Here is a 19,232-nt window from a genome sequence, read left to right on the forward strand (position 1 = left end):
TGCATCCTGACGCTGCGGGGCGGTATCCCCAAACCAGCAAACAAAGGAATTCCCATGCGACCCTCAGGACGTGATCTAAACGAAATGCGCGCCGTTTCAATCGAAACGGGATTTACCAAACATGCCGAAGGTTCTTGCCTGATTAAGATGGGCGATACCCATGTGTTGTGCACTGCCACGATCGAAGATCGCGTGCCACCGTTCATCAAGGGTTCGGGCCTGGGCTGGGTTACCGCTGAATACGGCATGCTGCCCCGTGCGACCAATACACGGATGCGGCGCGAGGCTGCCAGCGGTAAGCAGGGTGGTCGTACCGTGGAAATCCAGCGTTTGATCGGCCGTGCCCTGCGTGCAGGTGTTGATCGGGTTGCCTTGGGTGAACGCCAGATCACCGTCGACTGCGATGTGATCCAGGCCGATGGTGGCACCCGATGTGCCTCGATCACAGGCGGTTGGGTTGCGCTGCGTCTTGCGGTCAACAAGCTGATGAAAACGGGTGACGTGATCTCGGACCCGCTGGTTGACCCGGTTGCGGCCGTGTCCTGCGGTATTTACGCCGGTCAATCGGTGCTGGATCTGGATTACCCCGAAGACAGCGAAGCCGGCGTGGACGGCAACTTTATCATGACCGGGTCCGGCAAATTGATCGAAGTTCAAATGAGCGCGGAGGGCTCGGTCTTTAGCCGCGTTCAGATGGATCAACTAATGGATCTGGCTGAACAGGGCGTTAGTGAACTGGCTGCTGCGCAAAAGGCCGCCACCGCATGACCCGCAAGTTCGACGGCGACAGGTTGCTGGTGGCCACGCATAACAAAGGCAAGCTTGAGGAGATGGCACATCTGCTTGAACCCTTTGGCGTCACTGTTATCGGCGCCGCTGACATGGACCTGCCTGAACCGGAAGAGACCGAGGATACATTCGTCGGCAATGCCCGGATCAAGGCCCATGCCGCGGCCAACGCGACCGGCCTGCCTGCGCTGTCGGACGATTCCGGGATCACCGTCGACGCGCTGAATGGCGCTCCGGGCGTCTATACCGCCGATTGGGCAGAAACCGGCAATGGCCGCGATTTCCTGATGGCGATGACCCGCGCGCATGAAGAGCTGGAGGCCAAGAACGCCCCGCACCCCCGCACCGCGCAATTCCGATGCACTCTGGTGCTGGCCTGGCCCGACGGGCATGACGAGGTGTTCGAAGGCATCGCCCCCGGTCACTTGGTCTGGCCCATTCGTGGTGCGGACGGCTTTGGTTATGATCCAATGTTTGTGCCCGAGGGTCATGGCATTACCTTTGCCGAGATGGATCGCTGGGAAAAGAACAAGATCAGCCATCGCGGTCGCGCGGTTGAGATGTTCGTGAAAGGCTGTTTTGGCGGATGATTGGCGCAATGGGGGCTTTGGCCTGTATGTGCATTGGCCCTTTTGCGAGGCCAAATGCCCCTATTGCGATTTCAACAGCCATGTTTCAAAAAATATTGATCAAAAACAATGGCTTGATGCATATCTGGTCGAGCTGCGCCGTAGCGCTTCCGAAACCCCCAACCGTGTCCTGAACACCATCTTCTTTGGCGGCGGCACCCCGTCTCTGATGGATCCCGAAACCGTCGCCGCAGTGATTGATACCGCCCGCGCCCTTTGGCACCCCGCCAATGACATGGAAATCACACTTGAAGCCAATCCCAGCTCGGTCGAGGCGGGACGGTTCGCAGCCTACCGGGAAGCAGGCGTCAACCGTATCTCAATGGGGGTTCAGGCGCTGAATGATGACGATCTGCGCCGGTTGGGCCGCATTCACAGCGTGGCCGAAGCGCGGGCTGCTTATGACATAGCCCGTCATTGTTTTGAACGGGTCAGCTTTGACCTGATCTATGCGCGGCAACATCAAACCCTTGATGCCTGGCGCGCAGAGTTGACCGAAGCCCTGTCGATGGCGGTCGATCACCTGTCGCTGTACCAACTGACCATAGAAGACGGAACCGCCTTTGGTGATCGCTATGCCGTGGGCAAGCTGCGCGGCCTGCCCTTGGATGATAGCGCCGCCGATATGTATCTGGCCACGCAAGAAATCTGCGAGGCTCATGGTCTGCCCGCCTATGAGGTATCGAACCACGCCCGCCCCGGCGCGGAATCACAGCACAATCTGATCTATTGGCACTATGGTGACTATGTCGGTATTGGCCCCGGCGCCCATGGACGGATCACCCAGAATGGCCAGAAATACGCGACTGAAACCTATCTGAATCCGCAGCGGTGGTTGGACGCGGCTTCCTGTGGTAGCGGAGAGAAAGAACGCGCCGCATTGTCGCGTGAAGACCAGGCAAGTGAATACCTTATGATGGGTCTTAGGGTTACCGGCGGGCTAGATATAGATAGATATATGGGAATATCAGGCCACCCCTTACCACAAGACCCATTGGGCCATCTTCAGGATATCGGCATGGTTCAAATGCTGGATGGTAGACTGATGGCCACAACCGACGGGCGGGCCGTCTTGAACGCGGTGATCCGCGAACTTTTGGGGTAGACCATGCAATATCTGTGGGCAGGGCTTGGATTGTTATGCGTCGGGCTGGCCGCTGTTGGGGTGGTGCTTCCCCTACTACCAACGGTTCCATTTCTGCTACTCGCCGCCTTCTTCTTTGCCCGCTCGTCTTCACGGCTGCATAGCTGGCTGATAACGCACCGACTGTTTGGCCCAATGATCGTCGATTGGCAGAGTTCAGGCGCGATTCGTCCGGCCGCAAAAAAGGCGGCCACCCTGTCGGTCACCGCCGTATTTGGACTATCGGTCATGATGTCTGCGCCGTCTCATGTCCTGATCATCCAGGCGATTGTACTAGGCGGCGTGATGTTCTTTATCTGGACCCGCCCTAGCGGCTGAGCTTGGAACAAAGATCATCCAGTTGATCCAGGTTCTCATAGGTCAGGACCACCTGCCCCGTTTCCGAGCCCGCTTTGTGATTGATCGCCACTTTCATCGCCAGAATCGCGGAAAGATCCTTTTCCAGCGCCCGGGTATCCGCATCTTTACCCGCATTCAGATCCCGAGACCTTGGTGCCGGTCGGGCCGCATCCCCCTGCTGTTGCTTCTTCACCAGCGCTTCCGTTGCCCGCACCGACAGCCCGTCTTTGACAATTTGCTTTGCAAGATCCGAGGCATTCTCGGCCGTGATCAGCGTCCGTGCATGGCCAGCCGATAATTTTCCTTCTATTACAAGGGTTTGTACATCGATTGGCAGGGACAACAGGCGCAGCAAATTGGCAATATGACTGCGGCTTTTGCCCAATGCTTCAGCCAGCTTTTCTTGCGTATGACCAAAGCGGTCCATCAGCTGCTTATAGCCGGCCGCCTCTTCCACCGCATTCAAATCCGCGCGCTGAATGTTTTCGATAATGGCGACTTCCAGAACCTCAGTGTCATCAAAATCGCGAACGATAACGGGGATATCATGCAACTGCGCCATTTGCGCCGCGCGCCAGCGGCGTTCACCCGCGACGATTTCATAATCGCCTTCGGCAATTTCTCGGACGATCAGAGGCTGAATGATCCCCTTCTCTTTGACCGAAGCGGCAAGCTCATCCAGATGTTCCCGGGCAAAGGTGCGGCGCGGCTGATTTGGGTTTGCGTGAAGCTTTTCAATTGGAATCGTCAGGTCCGGCCGCCGTGAATCAGTTGGCACGCGTCCCTGGGGCTCTTGTGTGACATCTGCCATCAACGCCGAAAGCCCGCGACCCAACCCTCTTGGTTTTGATTTTCTGGCTGTCACAGGGTCCTCCTAGTACCGCTCAGACTGCGGTTTTATTGTTCTTATGCATGACTTCCCGGGCCAAATGCCGATAGGCCATCGCGCCCAGAGACCCCGAGTCATATTGCAAAACCGGCAACGCGTATGACGGAGCCTCACTGACCCGCACATTTCTGGGTATTTTGGTTTTAAATACCATCTCACCCAGATTGTCACGTGCGTCTTTTTCGACCTGACGGGACAAGTTGTTGCGGTTGTCATACATAGTCAGCACAACACCTTCGATTCTGAGGTCTGGATTCGCAGTCTGTCGCACCTCGCGAATGGTCAGCATGAGCTGAGACAAACCCTCTAATGCGAAGAACTCGCTTTGCAATGGCACCAGTACGGAATGCGCTGCGACCATCGCGTTTACCGTCAGAAGATTCAGCGATGGCGGACAGTCAATCAGGACGAAATCCAGATCGTACTTATCAATAGCAGTCTGGCGTAACGCGTCATGCAGTAAATAGCTGCGTTTTTCGTTCGAAATCAGTTCGATATCGGCGGAACTGAGGTCTACCGTAGCGGGGACAACGAGAATACCTTCAATCTCCGAGTCCTGAACGACCGCATCCAAAGGCGCATCATCCAGAATCAGATCATAAGTTGTCCAATCTCGATCCTCGACACCTAAACCGGTTGAAGCATTCCCCTGTGGATCCAGATCAACCACTAGAACCCTGCATCCGGCCTCGGCCAGGCCTGCTGCCAAGTTTATGGCTGTTGTCGTCTTCCCAACCCCGCCCTTCTGGTTGGCTACCGCTATGATCCGGGGGCCTGAGGGACGAGATAGATCAACCACGTGATACTCCTTTGACCTTGAGGATGACGGCTTGGGGTTCTGTTAAACTTGTAATCGGATCACAGGTGAAATTCCATTCTTCCTGCGCATCCTGTACCTCTTTTTTCCAGCTTACACCTTTCGGCAACAAAGCGACGCCAGAATCGCCTAAATGTCTGTCACAAAAAGATAATAATACCCCGAGATCTGCCAAGGCGCGGGCAGACAAAACATCTGCATTCAGGGGGTCCACCGCTTCAATGCGTTTCGCCACCACTTTACAGTTTGCGCCACATTCCCGGGATACATTGCGTAAAAACGCAGATTTTCGCTGATCGCTTTCAACAAAGGTGAATTTTGCGTCTGGTGTTTCTTCGATCGCCATGATTGCACAGACCATACCGGGAAACCCACCACCACTTCCAATATCAACCCAATGCGAAAAGTTCTCGGCACATCGAAAAACCTGAACGGAATCCAAAATGTGCCGTGTCCAGATTTCGGACAAGCTTTTGCGCGATACGAGGTTGATTTTCGGGTTCCAACGCTCGACAAGGGCAACATATGTTGCCAGTCGATCAAATGTTTCACGTGAAACATTCAGACCGTCAAACAGCTCTTCCTTCATGCTTTGCGCACCCTCTGATCTCGGCGAAGCTTGGCCAACACCAGAGTCAGCGCAGCCGGCGTCACACCCTCTATCCGGCTTGCCTGCGCTACATTCTCAGGACGGGCGGTGGACAACTTCTGCTTCATCTCTGACGACAGCCCATCCAATGTGAAGAAGTCAAAATCACGCGGAATCTCATAGGCTTCATCGCGTTTCATCGCTTCGACATCACGTCTTTGCCGCTCGATATAATTCGCATACAGCGCATCTCGTTCCACTTGCTGCCGAATACCTGAATCAACGTCCTGCAACTCAGGAATCAAGGGAACAAGGTCCTCAAAGCTCACATCAGGAAAGGCCAAAATCGCCATACCATCGCGGCGATTGCCATCCTGATTGACCTCGATACCAGCTTCTCGCACTTCTTTCGGAGTATAGGTATGATCTGTGAGCTTCTTTTTCGCAGCCCCCAACTTCTCCATCTTTTCAGAGAAGTGCGTGCTGCGTGTCTCGCTTACGCAACCTAGGCGTAGGCCAATAGGTGTCAGTCGTTGGTCGGCATTATCGGCGCGCAGAGACAATCTAAACTCTGCCCGTGAGGTAAACATCCGATATGGTTCTGCCACTCCGCGAGTGGTCAGGTCATCGACCATGACGCCAATATAACTGTCGGAACGCGTGAAATGGATTGGATCCCGACCCAAGACCTGAAGGGCAGCATTGAGGCCAGCCACCATTCCCTGAGCTGCAGCTTCCTCATATCCTGTGGTACCGTTAATCTGACCCGCAAGATATAGTCCTGGCGCCTCAGGCAACGACAGTGATGATGTCAGAACGCGAGGATCTACGTAGTCATATTCGATGGCGTAGCCAGGTTGGAGGATCTCTGCCTTTTCCAGCCCCTTAATGGATCTGACATAATCGACCTGAACATCCTGTGGCAGTGAGGTAGAAATTCCATTCGGATAGATTGTGTGATCATTCACACCTTCTGGCTCGAGGAAAATCTGATGAGATTCCTTATCCGCAAACCGCACAATCTTATCTTCGATCGAAGGGCAATATCTGGGGCCTATACCGTCAATATGCCCCCCATACATCGCCGATCTGGAAAGGTTCTTTTCAATGATCTCATGTGTTCTGGCATTGGTATGCGTAATCCCACAAGAAATCTGCGGCGCCACCACCCCCATCGAGAGGAATGAGAACAGCGTAGGTTCATCATCGCCGTCCTGACTTTCGAGACCTGACCAATCAATCGTCCGACCATCCAGCCGGGGCGGTGTCCCCGTTTTCAAGCGTCCTAGCGGCAGGTTAAGGCTATCCAAACGCTCGGCCAGCTTTACCGAGGGACGATCCCCCATACGTCCGCCAGGGCGCGATACGTCACCAATGTGAATAACGCCTCGCAAAAATGTCCCAGACGTCAGGATCACAGCGCCGGCCCGTATTTCAGACTCATCCGCCAATCGAATTCCGGTAACAGCAGGTCCATTCACCAGGAAATCTGTCACCTCGCCGACTACGACGCTGAGGTCCGGCTGTGCCGTGGTTTCTCGCTGCATCGCAGCTCGGTACAAAGCCCTGTCTGCCTGCGTTCTGGGCCCCTGCACAGCGGGGCCTTTACGGCGATTCAGTAAACGAAACTGAATTCCCGCCTGGTCTGCGACGCGCCCCATCACCCCGTCCAACGCGTCAATTTCGCGAACAAGATGCCCTTTCCCGAGGCCCCCAATAGCCGGGTTACAGGACATTACGCCGATATCAGTGGCCGACAGAGTCACAAGGGCGGTAGTCGCACCCATCCGGGCGGCCGCATGGGCCGCCTCTGTTCCGGCGTGGCCCGCTCCGATAACGACGACGTCAAAATCCGAATGTTTCACGTGAAACACTCCTTACTTTCCCAGGCAGAAGCTTGAGAATATTTCATCCAACAAGTCTTCTACACCAATTCTGCCAACCAGAGCTTCCAAAGCGCGGATCGCGGTCCTCAGTTCCTCGGCTGCAATATCATACAGGTCGGGACCTGATTCCAGAACAGCGATTGCAGCACTAAGTGCGTCGCGCGCTGTGATCAGCGCTATACGATGCCTTTCACGCGTGGCGATACCATGGGTAGTAGTACGATCACCCAAAACACGCGATATGTTGGAAATCAACCGATCCACACCCTGCCCGGTTTTCCCTGAGATTCCTTCATCAGAACTGTTTCTCAGATCGGACTTCGGAAGAACCTGAATATCTCCTTCCAACATCTGAACGCCCAGCTCTTTTGGATCATCAGTCAGAAATACGCGCAGATCGGCGGCCTCGGCGCGCTTTTTGGCCCGCTCAATTCCCAGGCTTTCGACGTGATCGTCGGTTTCCCGCAAGCCCGCTGTATCCAACAAAGTAACGGGAAGTCCCTCAAGGTCCATTCGAACTTCAATCACATCGCGCGTTGTGCCGGCATATTCCGACGTGATCGCTGCATCGCGACCGGCCAGAGCATTCAGCAATGTCGACTTTCCGGCATTTGGCAAGCCAACAATCGCAACCTCGAACCCGGTTCGAATGCGTTCTGCAATACGAACCCCTTCAGCTTCACGTTGTAAATCTGCAATGACATCTGTGATCAACTGGCGTACTTCAGGGGTAACATCGGTTGGCACCTCTTCATCGGCAAAATCAATCACTGCCTCAAGCAGCGATGCGGCGCGGATCAAATCGCGCCGCCAGCGTTCAGCCAAATTCCCAAGCTCTCCGGCCAGAATGATCTGTGCTTGCTTGCGTTGAGCTTCTGTCTCAGCGTCGATCAGATCGGCAAGGCCCTCGACCTGTGTCAAATCCATTTTGCCGTTTTCCAAGGCACGGCGGGTGAATTCCCCGGGATCGGCCAGGCGCAAACCGTCCATGTCCGCAAGGCAGCGCATGACGGCGTTGACAGCCGCTGTACTGCCGTGAATCTGTAGCTCTGCCACGTCTTCGCCAGTAAAGCTGGCCGGGGCCTGGAAGGTCAGAACTACCCCATCATCCACGCGCGATCCGTCTTTGCCATACAGGCTGCGCACCCGCATCCCGCGGGAGGGCAAAGCAGCACCGGAAAGAGCAGCCGCGGCAGGATGCGCCAAGGGGCCCGAGAGACGGATGACCGCCACCCCTGCCTTGCCTTGCGCGCTGGCCAAGGCGAATATCGTATCCATTCGACCGCCTCGCTTGCGTCCAGGACCTGTGTCAGGTGTTCATCGAATCGAAGAACTCGCCATTTGTCTTGGTCTGTTTCAACTTGGACAACAGGAACTCGATCGCATCGGTAGTGCCCATCGGGTTCAGGATACGGCGCAGAACAAAGGTCTTGGCCAGATCACCCTTATCGACCAGCAAATCCTCTTTCCGCGTACCGGATTTGAGGATGTCGATAGCCGGGAACACGCGCTTATCTGCGATCTTACGATCCAGAACAATTTCCGAGTTACCGGTGCCTTTGAATTCTTCGAAGATGACTTCGTCCATCCGGCTGCCGGTATCAATCAGCGCAGTGGCGATGATGGTCAGCGAGCCGCCTTCTTCGATATTCCGTGCCGCACCAAAGAATCGCTTAGGCCGTTGCAGAGCGTTTGCATCCACACCGCCGGTCAGAACCTTACCCGAGGAGGGAACCACGGTATTAAATGCCCTACCAAGTCTTGTGATCGAGTCGAGAAGAATAACAACATCTCGTTTATGCTCGACCAAACGCTTGGCTTTTTCGATAACCATCTCAGATACGGCAACGTGGCGGGTGGCGGGTTCGTCAAAAGTCGACGACACGACCTCGCCCTTCACCGAACGCTGCATGTCAGTCACCTCTTCCGGCCGCTCGTCGATCAGTAGGACGATCAGATAGCACTCAGGGTGGTTCTTTTCGATCGAGTTCGCAATATTCTGCAGGATCACCGTCTTACCGGTCCGTGGCGGTGCCACAATCAACGACCGCTGACCTTTACCGATCGGCGAAACCAGATCGATGACACGGGCGGACTTGTCCTTGATGGTTGGGTCTTCGACCTCCATCTTCAGGCGCTCATCCGGATAAAGCGGTGTCAGGTTGTCGAAAGCAACTTTATGCCTGGCTTTCTCGGGATCTTCGAAATTGATCTTGGTGACCTTGATCAGTGCGAAATACCGTTCGTTCTCGTCCGGCGCCTTGATATCACCTTCGACCGTATCACCGGTGCGCAACGAATGCTGACGGATCATTTCTGGCGAGACATAGATATCATCAGGACCAGGCAAATAGTTCGCCTCGGGCGAACGCAGGAACCCGAACCCATCTTGCAGAACCTCAAGTACGCCATCGCCGCCCACGGTCCAGCCTTCATCTGCGCGTTCGCGCAGAATCTGGAACATCATCTCGCCTTTTCGCATGGTCGAGGCGTTTTCGATCTCAAGCTCTTCGGCCATCGCCAGAAGGTCTTTGGGGCTTTTGGCTTTCAGATCGGCCAGATTGAGGGATTCATTAGACATGATGATAAGAACCTTGGCCGCATGGATGCGGCTCGGACTGGAATTTCAATACGGAAGATACGCCGCCCGGACGGGCGTGTTACGCGATAAATAAGCGCTTACCTACAAAGAGTCAAATAGCTGCTCAGAACTTCAGAACGACCGCCAGAACGATGATAACCATCAAAATGGTAGGCACCTCGTTCATCATGCGATACTGCCACCCAGTGAGCGTATTTCGGCCCTCTAAGAAGTCCTTTCGACGTTCCATCAGCCAGTAGTGGAACCAAGTCATCGCAATCACTGCTGCGCCTTTGACCCAGGGCCAGGCAAAATCCCAGCCGACTATGCCTGGAGTGAGTACCATGATCAGGCCGCAGGCCCAGGCCACGTACATCGCCGGGCGCATGATCACCCGCAGCAGCTTTTCTTCCATTTCAAAGAAGATCTCCTGCGCCCCGTCAACGCCTTGGGCTTTTTCTACGTGATAGACGTACAATCTAGGCAGATAGAACAAACCGGCCATCCAAGAGATTACGGCCATGATGTGCAGGGACTTCGCCCAAGGATAGATGGCGAAAAGAAGATCAGTCATTCCAGCTCCGGGCGTGGTTTGGATCTCTCCCTATAAAAAAAATTGGAAAAGAGAAAGGATGATGGTTTTGTAGGGTGATCAAATTCCGTGGATTACTTATTTACCCATCTGTTTTCCCCAAGTGGATAGTTTCACCCGAGAACTGGGTAATTCTGTTGATTTCATAAAAAACAACAATAAAACAATATGTTATGATTATATAGGACGTAGAATTCAGGGGATAACTTGATGAATAAGCTGGGATATCCCGCTTGTCCCGATGTTCAAAGTTATCCTTGTCCAGACTGGACAGGGTTCGGGCGACTCATAGAAGTTTTTCGCGAAAACACCGGGCTTGCGTGTCAACAGGAAAACCATACAAACCATCCTTGAACGATCAACCATTTGCTCAGGGGGTTTTCCACATTTCTGTCCCCATCATATTGGCCTCGGGGTCATCCATTCGCGCGCAGTTGCTAGAGAATGCGGGCGTGCGGTTTACCGTTCAAACTGCACGCGTGGACGAAGAGACCGCCAAACGGGCTTTGCTGGCCGAAGAGGCATCTCCACGTGATATTGCCGATACTCTGGCAGAGATGAAAGCCCGCAAGGTCAGCGACAAGGTGCCGGGGCCGATGGTTCTGGGATGTGATCAGGTGCTGGATTTCGAAGGTCAGCTTTTGTCCAAACCGCAATCGCCCGAGGATGCGCTGGCGCAGCTCAAAGCGATGCGGGGCAAGCGGCATATGCTGTTATCCGCAGCCGTCATCTATCAGAATGGCGGGCCGATCTGGCGACATGTAGGTCAGGTGCGCTTGCGGATGAGGATGAGTTCGGACGCCTATCTGCGCGATTATGTTGCGCGCAACTGGGACAGCATCCGCCACGCTGTCGGGGCTTATAAGCTTGAGGAAGAAGGCGTGCGGCTGTTCGCAACCATTGACGGTGACTATTTTAACGTTTTGGGTATGCCCCTATTGGAGCTGTTGAATTTTCTGGCGGTCAAAGGGGTGATTGATCAATGAGTGGCAAGCAGATCCCGCTGGCGGGTGTGATCGGGCATCCGATTTCCCATTCGAAATCCCCAATACTGCATGGCCATTGGCTGAAAACTTATGGCCTGGCCGGTCACTATATCCCCATGGATGTCGCACCGGATGATCTTGAGGCTGTTCTACGAACCTTGCCCAAAGCCGGATTTGTCGGGGCCAACATCACAGTGCCCCATAAAGAGGTAGCCTTGGATCTGGCGGATACGGCTTCGAACCGGGCCAGGCAGATCGGGGCTGCTAATACGCTTGTGTTTCAGCCCGACGGTTCGATCCATGCGGATAACACCGATGGGTACGGGTTCATGCAGAACCTGCGCAGCGGCGCCCCAGATTGGATTCCAGCGGATGGTCCCGCGGTTGTCTTTGGTGCCGGAGGTGCCGCGCGTGCTGTTCTTCAAGCGTTGGTCGATGCAGGTGTGCCCGAGATTTTGTTGACCAACCGGACGCGCTCACGTGCAGATCGCCTGAAGGAAGAGTTTGGCACGACCATAACGGTGGTGGATTGGTTGAAAGCGGGCAACGTGGTTGAAGATGCGGAACTTGTGGTCAACACAAGTTCGCTTGGGATGCACGGCCAGCCCGAGCTGCGGGTGCCTCTGGACGGGTTACAGCCCGGTGCCATTGTCACCGATCTGGTCTATGCGCCACTTAAGACACGCTTGCTGGAAACAGCAGAACAGGCGGGATGCACACCCGTAGATGGCCTTGGCATGTTGCTGCATCAGGCCGTACCTGGATTTGAAAGCTGGTTTGGGGTGCGCCCTGAAGTCACTTCTGATTTGCGTGCTGCGGTGCTGGGATGAGCTTTGCACTTGGCCTGACCGGTTCTATCGGCATGGGAAAAAGCACAACTGCCAGCATGTTCGTCGACGAAGGCTGTGCGTTGTGGGACGCAGATGCCGCCGTGCATCGGCTATACGCGCGTGGCGGGACAGCGATCAAGCCGATGCGTAGGGCGTTTCCTGAGGCCATTATCGACGGCGCGGTTAGCCGGGAAGTATTGAAACGGTTCATTTCGGCAGACCCAGCGGCGCTGAAAGCGATTGAGGCCATTGTTCACCCGCTGGTGGCGGCGGATCGAGCGGTGTTCCGGGAACAAGCCACCGCAGATATTCTTGTTTTCGATATTCCGCTGCTTTTTGAAACCGGTGGAGATGCGGCGATGGATGCGGTCGCCTGTGTCTCGGTCCCGGCTGACGAGCAGAAACGCCGCGTGATGGCGCGCGGTACCATGACCGAGGCGCAGTTCGAGCAGATCAAAGCCAAGCAGATGCCGAATGACGAAAAATGCGCGCGGTCTGATTTTGTGATCGTCACGGACAGTCTGGACCACGCCCGCGCGCAAGTGCAGGATGTGGTCAGACAGATACGGGTAGGGCTGACAGATGCGTGAGATCGTACTCGATACAGAAACCACAGGCTTTGATCCTGAAAGCGGCGACCGGATTGTGGAAATCGGTGCGGTTGAGCTTTGGAATCATGTGGCCACGGGCGAGACCTATCACGTCTATATCAACCCCCAACGGTTCATGCCCGAAGAGGCGTTTGGCGTGCATGGCATTGGCCCGGACCTGCTGGAACCGCCCCGGCCGGTGGAAAAAGGTCAGGTCACGCTGAAGGACAAGCCGGTTTTTGCCAAGGTTGGTCAGGGGTTTCGGGATTTTGTCGCTGACTCGAAACTGGTGATCCACAATGCGTCATTCGACATGAAGTTCCTGAATGCCGAGCTGGGCTGGATGGGTCTGCCGCCGATCCCGATGGATCAGGCGCTGGATACGCTGGCGATTGCGCGCAAACGGTTTCCGGGCTCGCCCGCCTCGCTGGATGCGTTGTGCCGGCGGTTCAACATAGACAACTCGAACCGGGTCTTGCACGGGGCGTTGCTCGACTCTGAAATTCTCGCTGAGGTCTATCTTGAGCTGATCGGCGGACGTCAGCCAGATTTCGGGCTGTCGACCTCTGCGTCTTCTTCGGTTGGCGGAGCAGAAGAGTGGCGGCCATCGCCGCGCAAAGATGCCTTGCCGTCCCGGATCACCCAAGACGAACGCGCGGCGCATGAGAAATTTATTGATAAACTGGGCGAAAACGCCCTTTGGTCCCGCGCCTGAGATCACTCCGGCGCGGGGAGGGCTGATTAGGCCTGAGTCTTTTGCGTCTCGGCTTGGCGACGCATCAATTCATTCCGGTACAGGCTGACAAAATCAATATTGTCCAGGTTAACCGGCGGGTATCCTCCATCGCGCGTGATGTCGCTGACGATGCGGCGCAGGAACGGGAACAGCATGCGCGGGCATTCGATCATCAGGAACGGATGCAGCTGGTCTTCGGCGACACCTTCCACATGGAACAGGCCGCAATAATCCAGCTCGCACAGGAACAGGATGTCTTCCATGCCCTTGGCTTTGGATTTGAGGTTCAGCTTGATCGACACCTCGTATTGATGCTCAGCCGGGCGCTTTTTGGCGTCCAGATTGACCTGAACCGCGATCTCGGGCTGGACATCGCCAGACACGCCTTTTTGCGCCATCACGTTTTCAAAGGACATATCGCGAATGAATTGTCCCAGAACGCGCATCTGGATCTGGGGTGCGGTCTGGGCCGCGGTGTTTTCTTGGGCGCCGTCTTCGGCCATGGGTCTACTCCGAAACTGAAATTCGCCACTGCTTAGCAAGTTGGGCGAGGCACCTCAATGCTGGTGCGGCCCTTCGACCCATTTCGATGGCTTTGACGGGTTCTGACGGGGACGAACCTCGGTGTATTCACCGTCGACCACATCGCCCTGGGTCGATGCTTGGGGCCCGGTCCTGAACTGCGTCCCGCCGCCCATCTGAAACTGCGTGATTGTGACCTTCGAGCGGAGATAACGGAATACAGAGACCCGGACGCCAGGGATTAACAGCGCAAATCCAACGGCATCGGTGAAAAACCCCGGTGTCAGCAGCAAGACACCAGACAGCAAGATCATCGCGCCATGGGCCAAAGGTTCGGTCGGGTCGTCAAGCTCTGCAAAGGATCGTTGCAGGTTTTCCAGCGCCATGCGACCTTGTGTCCGCACCAAAGCGGTACCCAGAACGGCCGTTAGAACCACGATCGCAAGGGTTGGCCACAGTCCGATTAGCCCACCAACCTGAATGAACAGGCCGATTTCGATGATCGGAACAAGTAAAAAAGCCAGGAACAGGTACATTTGCATTATCCTTTACTGCAGGTCGGGCGGTAGACTTGTCCCGAACTGTCACCTACATAGTGGCAAGAGGCCGTGTATACAAAGTCGCGGTCTGACCAAGAGGATGAAATGAACGAACCAATGATCCAGTTGCTGGTCCTGGCCGGAATTGCCGTTTTCCTGATCCTGCGCCTGAAAAGCGTACTGGGTACACGTGAGGGTTTTGAGAAACCCCCGCTTCAACAACAGTCCGAAGCCAATAAGTCGCGCCGTGATTTTGAGGTGATTGAGGGTGGGCCAGATCACGACATTACCGATCACGTGCCCGAGGACAGCGAACAGGCGCAGACCCTATCCGCTATGAAACGGATCGAGCCGGGCTTTTCGGTGGGTGAATTTGTTCAGGGCTCTCGCGGCGCTTATGAGATGATCGTCATGGGGTTCGAAAAGGGCAATCTGGATGAAATCCAGCCCTTCCTGTCGGAAGAGGTATTTGAAACCTTTGTTTCGGTCGTTGCCGCGCGCGAGGATCAGGGGCTGACCATCGAGGCCGAATTTATCGGTGTGCGCGAAACCACACTGGCAGATGTGAGCTTTGACAAGGATACCAACCAGGCCGAAATCACCATGAAATTTGTTGGTGAGCTGACTTCGGCCGTGCGGGATCGTGGTGGCGATATCATCGAGGGCAACCCAAACACGGTTAAACGTCAAAAGGACAGCTGGACCTTTGCCCGCGTTATGGGCTCGGACGATCCGAACTGGCTGCTTGTTGCCACGGACGCATGATTGAAGCGTTTCGGTCGCTTTTCCTGGTGGCTGTCATGACCACCTCCGCCAGCGCCGAGGTGACACGATCCATACTGTCCTATGATGACCTGAATGGTTGGGCCGCCGATGATCACGGGGCGGCCCTTTCGGTTTTTCTGAACACGTGCGGTGATCTGGATGATCCGGACTGGCAGGCACTGTGCGGCGTGGCGCGCACCTATAAGCCCGATGCGGCCCGGTCATTTTTTGAGCTGTTCTTCCGTCCCGTTCTGGTCGAAGACGGGAAGGATGGCTTGTTCACAGGCTATTTTGAACCCGAACTGGACGGGTCCAAAACCAGATCGGAGCGGTATAAATACCCGATCTATAAAATGCCTCCTGAGGCGCGCGGAGCCGAAAAATGGTTATCCCGTCGCGATCTGCTGACCGGTGATGTCATGCAGGGCCGCGGTCTTGAAATCGCCTGGGTGGACGACCCAGTCGAGCTGTTCTTTCTGCAGATTCAGGGCTCAGGCCGTATCCGGTTGCCCGATGGGAGGGCGCTGCGGGTCGGTTATGGGGGCGCCAATGGGCATCCTTATCGTTCGATCGGGTCCGAACTGATCCGGCGCGGTGCCCTAGGTGCGCATCAGGTCAGTGCGCAGATGATCAAATCCTGGGTCCGCAAGAATCCCGAGGCGGGTACCGAATTGCTGTTTCACAACCCGTCTTATGTGTTCTTCCGCGAGGTGAATCGTGTTGAACCGGAATTTGGCCCTCTGGGTGCGATGAACCGTTCGGTCACTACCATGCGCAGCATTGCCGCCGATCCGGCATACACACCGCTGGGTGCTCCAGTCTGGGTCGAAAAGGACGGCAAGGACCCTTTGCGCAGGCTGATGATCGCTCAGGATACCGGGTCGGCCATCAAGGGCGCACAACGGGCTGATATTTTCTTTGGAACCGGCGATGCCGCAGGGGCCGCAGCGGGGCGCCTGAAAGATCCGGGTCGCATGGTGGTTCTGCTGCCGATTCAGCGCGCATATGCTCTTTTACCGGACGAGTTCTGATGTCGCGCCGCAAATTGACCCCTGACGAAATGGATCTGTGGCGCAAGGTGACCAAACAGGCAGATCGCCTGCATCCCGAACTGCCGCAGTCGGTGCACCCCACCTCATTGCCCAAGCCGAAACCGACAAAGACATTTAAGCCCCGGATCGAGGCGTTTGAAGTCGGGCAGAACGCGGCTGGCAGGGGTGTACGGCATGTGTTGAAACCATCCGTTACCGAAGGGTTACGCGCCAACCCGGTGCAAATGGACAGCAAGGCTTTTGCCCGGATGAAACGTGGCAAGCTCCGGCCCGAGGGCAAGTTGGACTTGCATGGCTTGCGGATGGACACGGCCTATCCGGCGCTGGTGCGCTTTGTGCTAACCGCGCAGGCTTCGGGCAAGCGTCTGGTTCTGGTGGTGACCGGAAAGGGCAAGGATCGGGATGAGCCCGGCCCCATCCCCACTCCGCGCGGCGTCTTGCGCAATCAGGTACCGCAATGGCTGTCACTGCCGCCCTTGGCACAGGCTGTGATGCAGGTGACGCCCGCGCATATCAGCCATGGTGGCGACGGGGCCTATTACGTCTATCTGCGCCGCAGTCGCTAAAGCGTGCGTGCGGCGCGGCTGATGCCAATCCAGGTCAGCAGACATACCAGCAAAAAGAAGACGCCGATCCACAGGAACTGCGTGTCCAGCGGAACCCCCTGATCAATCAACACGCCGGTCAGTCCGGGGCCAATCGCCGACCCAAGGACCATGACCGCAGTGGCCATGGCCTTGATCGCGCCAATATGACGGGTTCCATAGAATTCCGCCCAGAACGCGCTGGGCAAGGTGCTGTTTGCGCCGACGGTAAGCCCCAGAAAGACCAATGCAGCAACCGCACCCCCAATGGAGGTGCTTGCAGACGCCAACATGAACCCGATAGCTATCGGTACCTGATAAAAGGGCATCATCCGGGCGGTTCCCCATTTATCCAGCGCCCATCCCGCGACAAACATCGAGATCAGGGAAACACCTGTGTAGACGGGAAACAGCGCCACCAACTCGATATGTTGCCAGCCTTTAACCTCGGCCAGGTGGACCTGATGAAAGAAGAAGGCGGTAATAAAGGCAGAAGGACCCAGCAAAGCGGGGGCCATGAACCAGAACAACGGGTTCAGCAAAGCGTCGGTGCGTGTCCAGTGCCGCCCCTGCATACCTGCCGCCGAGTACTCGCTGGCCAGACTTTGCGGTGTGCGCTCTTGCCGAAGCAAGCGCAGCAGAATCGGAATGCCGGCCACACAAATACCTGCCGAGATGATCCAGAGCAGGCGCCAATCCAAAAACACCATCGCAGCGACAAAGATTACCGGCAAAAGCGCTTCGCCAACCGCAAATCCGACCGAGGCGATCGACAAGGCCCTGCCACGCGTTGCGGTGAACCAGCGGGCCATCGCGACCAAGGCCAGATGGGTGCTCATCCCCTGCCCGAACAGGCGCAACAGGAAGATCACCAGCGGTAGCAGGATCAGCCAGCGGTTCAACGCCATCGCTAGCGCCGCCACGGCTAGCCCAGCCAGAACTGCGGGGCCGAGCACACGCACCCGGAAGATATCCGTAAGTCCACCCGCCCAGATCATGATGATGGCGGATGCGGTTGTACCCAGCGAATAGATCCCACCCCAGGCCCCATGGCTCAGCCCGAACGCCGCACGAATTTCGCCGGAAAAGATCGAGATGAAGAACGTTTGCCCAAAACAGGACAGAAAAGTCAGCAGAACTCCGGCGCCAAGCCATGAGGCATTTGCTTTCAGATAATGCCCCAGGTGAAAGGACATTACGGAGAGCTGACCTTGGCCTGCCCGGTCTCGGTCAGCTCAATCTCGGTCGCCCCGGTCGGGTTGCGGACCTCGGCGGGGGCGATCACGTCAATCCCGCGTTGCCTGCCAAAGGTACTGCTGACCCGGCGGGCGGAATTGATAATCGCCAAAAGCGCCGGAGAGGTAGCAGCCACGAAATGAGACGACCCGGCATCGCTGTTGAAGGCGGTCGTATCCAGAATACTGATCTTATATTCGGACAGCGCATCGGCCGAGCTGATATTTCCCAGACGTTCGCTTTTGGCGGTACCGCGCAGGCGTGCGGATATACTCAGCAGCCTGTCTTTGCGTGAGATCATCACAATGAACGGGTCAGGCAGCGTTTTGATGCTGTCCATCTGCGACCGGAACAGATCGACATCCAGATCCGGTGCGATCAGAACAACCCCTTCGATATTCCGATGCGACCAGCCCGGTTCGCGCAGCTCGGCCTGCCGCATCATCTCCATCGTCAGGGCGGTGCCCATGGAATGCGCCACAAGGATAACCCGATCGACCCCCATTGATTTCAGCTGGCGAACAGTTTGTTCCAGACCATCACGGGCGAACAGCATGCTGTCGATGTCATAGGCATAGCCATAACCCGTTGCCTGGCTTGGCCAGGAATAGACCATGGTTTCACCCGGTATTTCCAGATCATGTTCCAACTGCGCGGCGCGGAACACTGTTTCCGACTGGGTCGTGTTATAGCCGTGGATAAAGATCGAAACCTCGTCCACACCTCTTAGTCGCGAGGCAAGGCCCTGGGGTCCGGCAAGCTCGTCTTCATCAGCCATCACGAACTGATTTTCCGGGTCCGGGTCGGCATAGGAAAAATCCAATGTCCCGGGTGTGTGATTGGGTGGAATCGAGACCGTCATCTCGAGAAATTGCAGCTGATCGCTGCGGCGGTACCCATAGGATCCGTCCGCTTCGCGCGCGCGGGTGGTTGCTGCGTAAATGGTTTTGGGCGTGCCAATGTCCAGTGCCGAGGGCACGGTTTGAGATACGGTCCGGTCGACACATGCGGCAAGCGTTGCCGCAGTCAGGACAAAAATAATATAGCGCAGCACCTGTCGCCCCCTAAGGAATTTGCGCACACGCTACTCTATTCTGATCCCAGGTCCAGCGGGGTCAATGACGCGGACCGGCAAAA

Annotated in this window: 22 protein-coding genes; 11 read left to right on the forward strand and 11 right to left on the reverse strand. The window is 56.0% G+C overall.

The annotated features are described in order from the left end of the window. Positions 1-54 precede the first annotated feature (54 nt). The 4 genes from rph to AC2FIZ_RS15310 are packed head-to-tail and all read left to right on the forward strand — an operon-like array spanning position 55 to position 2,880. Complete coding sequence (rph, locus tag AC2FIZ_RS15295) at positions 55-768, forward strand: ribonuclease PH (protein WP_142637403.1); 714 nt, start codon at positions 55-57, stop codon at positions 766-768. Then, positions 765-1,379 carry an RdgB/HAM1 family non-canonical purine NTP pyrophosphatase gene (rdgB, locus tag AC2FIZ_RS15300; RefSeq protein ID WP_142637405.1) on the forward strand — a complete coding sequence of 205 codons (615 nt, stop codon included), beginning with the start codon at positions 765-767 and terminating at the stop codon, positions 1,377-1,379. The genes rph and rdgB overlap by 4 nt, the downstream gene beginning before the upstream one ends. Beyond that, entirely contained in the window at positions 1,369-2,523 is a 1,155-nt protein-coding gene (gene hemW / locus AC2FIZ_RS15305; RefSeq protein WP_281973388.1) for a radical SAM family heme chaperone HemW, read from the forward strand. Before rdgB ends, hemW begins: the two co-directional genes overlap by 11 nt. Positions 2,524-2,526: 3 nt before the next feature. Beyond that, positions 2,527-2,880 (forward strand): YbaN family protein, encoded by a 354-nt coding sequence (locus tag AC2FIZ_RS15310; protein ID WP_142637410.1) that lies wholly within the window; start codon positions 2,527-2,529, stop codon positions 2,878-2,880. Here AC2FIZ_RS15310 and AC2FIZ_RS15315 read toward each other — a convergent pair. The 7 genes from AC2FIZ_RS15315 to AC2FIZ_RS15345 form a co-directional block, all read right to left on the reverse strand. Further along, a complete protein-coding gene (locus AC2FIZ_RS15315; RefSeq protein ID WP_496791284.1) occupies positions 2,870-3,766 on the reverse strand; it encodes a ParB/RepB/Spo0J family partition protein in 897 nt (298 codons plus the stop codon). The genes AC2FIZ_RS15310 and AC2FIZ_RS15315 overlap by 11 nt on opposite strands. 19 nt (positions 3,767-3,785) lie before the next feature. Further along, complete coding sequence (locus AC2FIZ_RS15320; protein WP_142637414.1) at positions 3,786-4,589, reverse strand: ParA family protein; 804 nt, start codon at positions 4,587-4,589, stop codon at positions 3,786-3,788. Further along, complete coding sequence (gene rsmG, locus AC2FIZ_RS15325; protein WP_496791285.1) at positions 4,582-5,196, reverse strand: 16S rRNA (guanine(527)-N(7))-methyltransferase RsmG; 615 nt, start codon at positions 5,194-5,196, stop codon at positions 4,582-4,584. Before rsmG ends, AC2FIZ_RS15320 begins: the two co-directional genes overlap by 8 nt. Beyond that, on the reverse strand, positions 5,193-7,061 hold the full coding sequence (gene mnmG / locus AC2FIZ_RS15330; protein WP_496791286.1) for a tRNA uridine-5-carboxymethylaminomethyl(34) synthesis enzyme MnmG: 1,869 nt from the start codon (positions 7,059-7,061) through the stop codon (positions 5,193-5,195). Before mnmG ends, rsmG begins: the two co-directional genes overlap by 4 nt. Before the next feature lie 12 nt (positions 7,062-7,073). Beyond that, positions 7,074-8,360 carry a tRNA uridine-5-carboxymethylaminomethyl(34) synthesis GTPase MnmE gene (gene mnmE, locus AC2FIZ_RS15335; protein ID WP_496791288.1) on the reverse strand — a complete coding sequence of 429 codons (1,287 nt, stop codon included), beginning with the start codon at positions 8,358-8,360 and terminating at the stop codon, positions 7,074-7,076. A gap of 31 nt (positions 8,361-8,391) precedes the next feature. After that, positions 8,392-9,663 (reverse strand): transcription termination factor Rho, encoded by a 1,272-nt coding sequence (gene rho, locus AC2FIZ_RS15340; RefSeq protein ID WP_142637421.1) that lies wholly within the window; start codon positions 9,661-9,663, stop codon positions 8,392-8,394. Positions 9,664-9,787: 124 nt separating this feature from the next. After that, a complete protein-coding gene (locus AC2FIZ_RS15345) occupies positions 9,788-10,237 on the reverse strand; it encodes a CopD family protein (RefSeq protein WP_496791289.1) in 450 nt (149 codons plus the stop codon). Between the two features lie 404 nt (positions 10,238-10,641). Between AC2FIZ_RS15345 and AC2FIZ_RS15350 the strand changes: the two genes are divergently transcribed. Genes AC2FIZ_RS15350 through dnaQ form a run of 4 tightly spaced genes read left to right on the forward strand, consistent with a single transcriptional unit; the run spans position 10,642 to position 13,376 of the window. Beyond that, entirely contained in the window at positions 10,642-11,241 is a 600-nt protein-coding gene (locus AC2FIZ_RS15350) for a Maf family protein (RefSeq protein ID WP_281995845.1), read from the forward strand. Further along, positions 11,238-12,071, forward strand: a complete 834-nt coding sequence (locus AC2FIZ_RS15355; protein WP_281973385.1) for a shikimate dehydrogenase — start codon at positions 11,238-11,240, stop codon at positions 12,069-12,071. Before AC2FIZ_RS15350 ends, AC2FIZ_RS15355 begins: the two co-directional genes overlap by 4 nt. Next, a complete protein-coding gene (gene coaE / locus AC2FIZ_RS15360) occupies positions 12,068-12,661 on the forward strand; it encodes a dephospho-CoA kinase (protein ID WP_281973384.1) in 594 nt (197 codons plus the stop codon). Before AC2FIZ_RS15355 ends, coaE begins: the two co-directional genes overlap by 4 nt. Next, complete coding sequence (gene dnaQ, locus AC2FIZ_RS15365) at positions 12,654-13,376, forward strand: DNA polymerase III subunit epsilon (protein WP_271950625.1); 723 nt, start codon at positions 12,654-12,656, stop codon at positions 13,374-13,376. The genes coaE and dnaQ overlap by 8 nt, the downstream gene beginning before the upstream one ends. 26 nt (positions 13,377-13,402) lie before the next feature. Here the strand turns inward: dnaQ and secB are convergent, their stop codons facing one another. Together secB and AC2FIZ_RS15375 are read right to left on the reverse strand one after the other, a co-directional pair. Continuing rightward, entirely contained in the window at positions 13,403-13,900 is a 498-nt protein-coding gene (secB, locus tag AC2FIZ_RS15370; protein ID WP_142637430.1) for a protein-export chaperone SecB, read from the reverse strand. 54 nt (positions 13,901-13,954) lie between these two features. Further along, entirely contained in the window at positions 13,955-14,455 is a 501-nt protein-coding gene (locus AC2FIZ_RS15375; protein ID WP_142637432.1) for an FxsA family protein, read from the reverse strand. 108 nt (positions 14,456-14,563) lie between these two features. Between AC2FIZ_RS15375 and AC2FIZ_RS15380 the strand changes: the two genes are divergently transcribed. The 3 genes from AC2FIZ_RS15380 to AC2FIZ_RS15390 are packed head-to-tail and all read left to right on the forward strand — an operon-like array spanning position 14,564 to position 16,841. Next, positions 14,564-15,223 (forward strand): Tim44/TimA family putative adaptor protein, encoded by a 660-nt coding sequence (locus tag AC2FIZ_RS15380; RefSeq protein ID WP_142637434.1) that lies wholly within the window; start codon positions 14,564-14,566, stop codon positions 15,221-15,223. Further along, on the forward strand, positions 15,220-16,254 hold the full coding sequence (gene mltA / locus AC2FIZ_RS15385) for a murein transglycosylase A (RefSeq protein ID WP_496791290.1): 1,035 nt from the start codon (positions 15,220-15,222) through the stop codon (positions 16,252-16,254). Before AC2FIZ_RS15380 ends, mltA begins: the two co-directional genes overlap by 4 nt. Continuing rightward, positions 16,254-16,841: a Smr/MutS family protein gene (locus AC2FIZ_RS15390; protein ID WP_271950630.1), complete on the forward strand. Its 588-nt coding sequence runs from the start codon at positions 16,254-16,256 to the stop codon at positions 16,839-16,841. The genes mltA and AC2FIZ_RS15390 overlap by 1 nt, the downstream gene beginning before the upstream one ends. Here the strand turns inward: AC2FIZ_RS15390 and AC2FIZ_RS15395 are convergent. Continuing rightward, the gene (locus tag AC2FIZ_RS15395) at positions 16,838-18,055 is read right to left on the reverse strand and encodes an MFS transporter (RefSeq protein WP_496791292.1); all 1,218 of its coding nucleotides are present in this window, start codon (positions 18,053-18,055) and stop codon (positions 16,838-16,840) included. The genes AC2FIZ_RS15390 and AC2FIZ_RS15395 overlap by 4 nt on opposite strands. Continuing rightward, a complete protein-coding gene (locus tag AC2FIZ_RS15400) occupies positions 18,055-19,149 on the reverse strand; it encodes an alpha/beta hydrolase (RefSeq protein WP_142637442.1) in 1,095 nt (364 codons plus the stop codon). The genes AC2FIZ_RS15395 and AC2FIZ_RS15400 overlap by 1 nt, the downstream gene beginning before the upstream one ends. Between the last annotated feature and the right edge of the window lie 83 nt (positions 19,150-19,232).

The organism is Ruegeria sp. CDSB022 (assembly GCF_059611145.1).